The organism is Belliella filtrata (assembly GCF_022549775.1).
In the GTDB taxonomy this organism is placed as follows: domain Bacteria; phylum Bacteroidota; class Bacteroidia; order Cytophagales; family Cyclobacteriaceae; genus Belliella; species Belliella filtrata.
The window spans coordinates 1-4681 of record NZ_JAKZGP010000116.1 but is presented as its reverse complement, the minus strand read 5'-3'; the positions used below and the strand labels follow the sequence as shown (position 1 = coordinate 4681).

The following is a 4681-nucleotide window of genomic DNA, read 5'->3' as shown; positions in this document are numbered from 1 at the left end:
AACTGAAAACAACGTCAACCCGTTCTCTTAGAGGGCGTAAAGCAAGGAACCGCCGTATACCGAACGGTACGTACGGTGGTGTGGGAGGTCGAAACGGGAATTAATCCCGTTTCTCCTACCCGATTTTTTGATTCTTTAGAATCTTCCAGTTTACCTTTATTAATTTTCTTTGAAGACCTAGCACAGCCAATTCCTTGGGTGAGTGTTATGTCTTGTGGAATACCGCCAAAGCCTTCCTCCAAATCCCATTCTTCGGCTACTTTTTCCCCTTCGGTTTCTTTTTTTCTCTTGCTCATACTTGGTATGAACGTGTTTTGTTGATAAAGGTGACATTTATATCGGCCAATTATCTTCAAATTTTGCCCCCTTCAAGAAGTCCTTGAGCTCATACCTGTCTAGCAAGCATTCTTCAAGCTCTTGTTGAACTTTTTCTTGATCCATATGCTGACCGATGATGACTATCTCGTTCTTTCGATCACCAAAGTTTTTGTCCCAACCTGCTTCAATATGCCTTCTGTTGTCAATGTATGAGGCATATCTAGTTCTTTCTTTGAAAGGCATACTCGCCCACCATACGCCCACTGGCTCAGCCTTCACTGATCCGCCAGCCTGCGACCAAGATAATGCATGGTCTTTGCGTGAGGCAATGTAGAATAGCCCTTTGCTTCTGATTACATTTCCAGGCCAGTTGTAAGAGATGAATTCCCAGAACCTCTGTGGATGAAAGGGGATTTTACTCCTAAATACAAAGGAAGAAATACCATACTCTTCAGTTTCTGGTAGGTGTTCATTTTCCAGCTCTGCAATCCATCCTGCCGAGTTAGAGGCTTCTTCAAAGTCAAACATGCCAGTATTCAGAATTTCTTCTGGAGCAACTATGCTGTTTTGTGTCATTAAAACTTTTGCACCTGGATTTAGCTTATTCAGGATGGCCTTCAGCTCTGCGAGATGTTCTACGCTTACCAAGTCAGCCTTGTTTATCAAGATGACATTGGCAAACTCGATTTGGTCAGTAAGTAAATTGACTATACTCCTGTTATCTTCAGGGTCTTCGTTGAGCTGTTTGGAGTGCACTGTATCAGCACTTCCAAAATCTTTATAAAAATTGTAAGCATCTATAACTGTCACTAAGGTGTCTAGTCTACTAAACCGAGATAGGTCTATACCTTTTTCTTCATCAACAAAACTAAACGTCTGTGCTACAGGCAAAGGCTCGGAAATTCCTGAGCTTTCGATGATCAAATAGTCAAACCTATTTTCCGAGGCAAGCTTCTCTACTTCTATCATCAAGTCTTCACGTAAGGTACAGCATATGCACCCGTTACTCATTTCTACAAGCTTTTCTTCTGTGCGCGATAAGGTGTTTTCCTGTCTTACAAGCTGAGCGTCTACATTGACTTCACTCATGTCGTTTACGATGACTGCTACTTTGAGTCCAGCTTTGTTATGGAGAATGTGATTGAGAAGTGTGGTCTTTCCAGCTCCCAAGAATCCACTAAGTACTGTAACAGGAAGTTTTTTTTGCATTTTTAGTCTAAGATGATCTCGGCATCTTGGAGGATAAAATTCAGCTCTTCGATATCATCTTCATTGAGCCTTAGTGTACCTCTTATTTTGACGATTTCATCAGTTTTGATTTTACGATTCGGTTTCTTTTTCAAATAGCCTACCACTATACTTTCTGGCCCGGCTCCACCACAGAAAAAACATTCTGCTTGCGGGAATTTCGAAAGTACTGCGATGTTTGAAGCATTCATTTCCAATGGAATATAAAACCCTGAGACTGTTATCACTTTTCCTTCCAGCGCAGTAAGTTCATCTGGGAATTTTGGGTATAGAAAATACATTCCAAATTCCCTATTGAGTTTTTCGATAAACCTTGTTTTCGAAAATAAAGCCCACATATCTGGTTCGGGGCTTACCATGCTACTGAGGAGGATTAATCCAGAAATGAATGTCAATGCTATCTTTTTCATAGGTGTTCTTTACAAGTTTTGTTAAAAGACCCTAGGCAAAACCTAGAGTCTTTTTGTCAACCATCATCATTCGAATGAAGAGAACACTATATGAATGATATGGTTACAAAGCTACTATATTGCTTTTATAAATGCAACATTGTTGCAATTATTTATTTTATTTCAATGCCTTACAATTTTAACGAATGATCTTAATCTTAAATGAGACTCTATACCATAGATCAACGCTATTTCGTCAAAGAAAATTTGAGATCGGTTAAATTTATTCTCGTATTTATTATTTGACAAATCTCTACATTTTTTATTTCATTACTAAACCGTATTTTTACGCTTCGTTTCAAAACAGCAAAAAATATGTCATATTTATTCACCTCAGAATCTGTTTCTGAGGGTCACCCAGATAAAATAGCAGACCAAATTTCTGACGCACTCATTGATAACTTTTTGGCATTTGATCCAAGGTCTAAAGTTGCCTGTGAAACATTGGTTACCACAGGCCAGGTAATTTTAGCTGGAGAAGTCAAATCAGATACCTATCTCGATGTGCAGAAAATTGCAAGGGATGTAATCAATAGAATTGGTTATACCAAAGGTGAATATATGTTTGACGGGAATTCATGTGGTGTATTGTCAGCCATTCATGAGCAGTCTCCAGATATCAATCAAGGGGTAGATAGAACTTCACCAGAAGAGCAAGGAGCTGGAGATCAAGGGATGATGTTTGGTTATGCCACTAAAGAGACGGAGAATTTCATGCCATTAGCCTTGGATCTTTCTCACAGGATTCTTAAAGAGCTTGCAGCTTTCAGAAGATCAAATGATGAAATTGCTTACTTGAGACCTGATTCAAAAGCCCAAGTGACCATTGAATATTCTGACGAAAATGTACCTCAGCGCATTGATGCAATTGTGATTTCTACCCAACATGATGATTTTGCTGATGAGCCGACTATGCTTGCAAAGATCAAAGAGGATATGGTTTCCAAATTGATTCCAAAAGTTAAAGCTCAGCTGACTCCAGAGATTCAGGCTTTGTTCACAGAAGACATTACCTATCACATCAATCCTACTGGCAAGTTTGTGATTGGAGGACCTCATGGTGATACTGGATTGACAGGTAGAAAAATCATCGTCGATACCTATGGTGGAAAAGGTGCACATGGAGGGGGAGCATTTTCGGGAAAAGATCCTTCCAAAGTAGATAGATCAGCTGCCTATGCAACCAGACATATTGCTAAGAACATGGTGGCTGCTGGAATTGCTGATGAAATGCTAGTGCAGGTTTCCTATGCGATTGGCGTAGCAAAGCCTATGGGGATCTATGTGAATACTTATGGTACAGCTAAGGTAAAACTTACAGATGGAGAGATTGCCAAAAAGGTAGAGGAATTGTTTGACATGCGCCCTTACGCTATTGAGCAAAGACTTAAGCTAAGGTATCCAATATATGAAGAGACTGCGGCTTATGGCCACATGGGTAGAGAGAATGAAGTGGTTAGCAAGACATTTTTCACACCAGATGGAAAATCTATAGATTTGGATGTGGAATTATTCACTTGGGAAAAGCTGGATTATGTAGATAAGATTAAAAAAGCATTTGAGATTTAAATCAAATCATCTAAATAAAACAAAAAATGCAGCAATTAAGCCGCATTTTTTGTTTTATTTCAAGAAGAAGAATTAATTTGCTTTGCTCTCAGGCTTGTATATCGCTCCTGTAGCAAAATCTACAATCAAGCCTGGCATAAACAAGAGGATATTTGCCACTAAAGCACCAACCCTAACTTGCCTCTGAGGTTCTCCTGGCCCTGGCTTGGTTCTTTGGTATTCAGTAACTGGTCCACCGAATACTGTTGCACAGCTAGAAAGCGTGGCAACTATCAATAGCATGGAAAGAATGTTTGTTAACGCTTTTTTCATTTGATTTTTAGTTTATGATTTGATTAATATAGTTTGCGATAAGTGATCATGCAGACCTTTTTCAGAAATGAAATAAGATATGAAGTAAAAAGGCAAGCCTCTTAACAAGCTTCGGATTAAGATTTGATAAAATTTAGGTTTGTTCAAGGTGTTTTTATCAACCACTTTTGTTTTTGTATAGGCTTTTCCAATGGTTTTACCAAAAAACAGCTCAGAACAAAAGTAATATAGAAAGTAAACTCCAAGAAGTATATCTCTTACATAAGAGACATCGATAATTTCTTTGGTCAAGAAAATGATAGCCAATGAAAAAATCAAATAGCAACCCATGTCTATGAAGAAGTTTGCAATTCTATATTTGAAATTCATTGGATTGAATATTTTGAAATGCTAACATATCAATATTTTTTTTAACCTAAAAGAGATTGTATGTATTTTAAGTTTTGAGTTGTTTGTTTGGGACAATAAAAGTTAAAAAAACAGGGTGTAGTAAATAAAAAATTAACATTTAAAATGATCAGTTACAAACTATAAGATCTTTTCAGCAGGATCTATCATTATGTTTTTTAGAGATAAGTTTTCAAATGATTTGAATTTAAAATCTTTTCTCTTTATTTCTATTTTAATACCTTTCCGATTCTTTAGTGAATATGGAAAATAAATTTTTCACAAGTCCAGATGAAAGGATCTTAAAGATCCGGAAATTATTTGAATTGAATAATACTATAATTCAATCTATTAGCATATTAGCATTCGCTATATTAGTTTTTGATTTGGGTTTTAGG

General features: G+C 37.3%; 6 protein-coding genes. 1 reads left to right on the top strand and 5 read right to left on the bottom strand.

The window, feature by feature from the left end; translation table 11 throughout:
* Nucleotides 1-14: 14 nt before the first annotated feature.
* The 3 genes from MM239_RS20535 to MM239_RS20525 are packed head-to-tail and all read right to left on the bottom strand — an operon-like array spanning nucleotide 15 to nucleotide 1976.
* The gene (locus MM239_RS20535) at nucleotides 15-296 is read right to left on the bottom strand and encodes a hypothetical protein (RefSeq protein ID WP_241350204.1); all 282 of its coding nucleotides are present in this window, start codon (nucleotides 294-296) and stop codon (nucleotides 15-17) included.
* A gap of 37 nt (nucleotides 297-333) precedes the next feature.
* Nucleotides 334-1527, bottom strand: a complete 1194-nt coding sequence (locus MM239_RS20530) for a GTP-binding protein (protein WP_241350203.1) — start codon at nucleotides 1525-1527, stop codon at nucleotides 334-336.
* A 2-nt stretch (nucleotides 1528-1529) separates the two neighbouring features.
* Nucleotides 1530-1976: a hypothetical protein gene (locus tag MM239_RS20525; RefSeq protein WP_241350202.1), complete on the bottom strand. Its 447-nt coding sequence runs from the start codon at nucleotides 1974-1976 to the stop codon at nucleotides 1530-1532.
* A gap of 354 nt (nucleotides 1977-2330) precedes the next feature.
* On the opposite strand from MM239_RS20525, the gene metK reads away from it, so the two are divergent.
* Complete coding sequence (gene metK / locus MM239_RS20520) at nucleotides 2331-3584, top strand: methionine adenosyltransferase (protein WP_241350201.1); 1254 nt, start codon at nucleotides 2331-2333, stop codon at nucleotides 3582-3584.
* Nucleotides 3585-3656: 72 nt separating this feature from the next.
* On the opposite strand, the gene MM239_RS20515 is transcribed toward metK, so the two are convergent.
* Entirely contained in the window at nucleotides 3657-3896 is a 240-nt protein-coding gene (locus MM239_RS20515) for a hypothetical protein (RefSeq protein ID WP_241350200.1), read from the bottom strand.
* A gap of 12 nt (nucleotides 3897-3908) precedes the next feature.
* A complete protein-coding gene (locus MM239_RS20510; RefSeq protein ID WP_241350199.1) occupies nucleotides 3909-4265 on the bottom strand; it encodes an RDD family protein in 357 nt (118 codons plus the stop codon).
* Between the last annotated feature and the right edge of the window lie 416 nt (nucleotides 4266-4681).